The organism is Rhodoferax sp. RT5P35 (assembly GCF_056521385.1).
This window is the reverse complement of sequence record NZ_JBWMAX010000188.1, coordinates 1-1275: the sequence shown is the minus strand read 5'-3', so window position 1 is coordinate 1275 and position 1275 is coordinate 1. Positions and strand designations below refer to the sequence as shown.

At 50.8% G+C, this 1275-nt stretch carries 1 protein-coding gene; it reads right to left on the bottom strand.

The genetic code is table 11. The features are described 5' to 3' along the window. Positions 1–75: 75 nt before the first annotated feature. A partial coding sequence (gene prsT / locus AC097L_RS24810) for an XrtA/PEP-CTERM system TPR-repeat protein PrsT (RefSeq protein WP_479589380.1) occupies positions 76–1275 on the bottom strand: 1200 nt, incomplete at its 5' end.

Below are 1275 nucleotides of genomic sequence, written 5' to 3'. Positions count from 1 at the left end.
AAGTCATTGATTTATATAGTAATTATATTTTGCACCATCCAAGTCGCCTGCTGGAAGTAAACAAAATCGACACATCTACAAACCCTTCATAAGAGCTGCAACTTCAGCCTGTCCCGCAAACTTATCGCCAAGTTTGGTCAGCTCAACCAGCTCTTTCCTCGCCAAGTCTTTTTTCCCACCTTTAATATGAATTTTTGCGCGATTAAGTTTGAATACCGCATTTTGCGGCTGAAGGATCAGCGCTTTGTTTTGGAGGTCCACCGCCGTCGCATAGTCGCCTTTGTCCGACTGCAACATGGCCAAGGTGTCCATAAAAGCGGGCTGATTTGGCGCCAAGGCATTTGCTTTCTCGGCAAAGGCGATAGCGATGGCGTTATCTCTATTCAGTTTGGCACTCACCCATGCCAAATTATTGTAGGCGACCGCGCTGTTGGGTTGAAGCTTGACCACCGCCGCATAATTCTTTTCAGCTCCGGCGTAGTCTTTGCGCACAATGGCTCCATCACCCAGATAAAACAAAAAGGCAGCATCCTTGGCGTTGTCTTTTTGCCAGCTGGTTGAGAACTTATCCGCTTCAACACCCTTGCCAGACGCCAATAGAACAGAATGCAATTTGATGGCCAACCCAGGCGCATTCACCTGCTTGAGCCCACCTCGATAGGCAGTTGCTGCCGCATCCCAGTTTTTCTGCGAAGCGTTGATGTCACCCTCGAGAACATAACCCACCGCCTCCTTGGGCCGTTGCTGTTGCACGGTACGGCCTATGGTTAGCGCGTCCTGAATCCTCTTTCCGTCAAGATGTAGCGCGATCAACGCACGCTGCGCTTCCAATAGGTCCGGCTTGATGTCCAGCGCTTTACGAAGGCTGCTCACTGCAGCTTCCTTGTTTTTGGCTACCATTTGAGCTTCTGCTAGGCGCATATGAGGCTGTGGTGACAAAGGCTGCATAACTGCCAGCTTGTTAAAAGTGGCAATAGCTTGGTTAATGTCCCCAGCGGCTTGTTGCGTGCGGCCCAATGCATGGAGCACTTCTGGGCTTTCGGGCAATGCAGTCACGGCATTTTGTGCTGCCGACGAGGCTGATTTGACGTCCTTGTTGCGTAAGTAAAGGTCAATCAGTAACAAACGCGGTGTTGCGTCCGTAGGGTTGGCCTCCACGGCATTCCCAATCAGCTTGGTCATCTCTTCATTGTTTGCGCCCGACCTTGCGGCGAGTTCTACCAGTGCCAGCAATGCTTGGCCATTTTTAGGATTCTTGGCTAACACGGCTTCGAA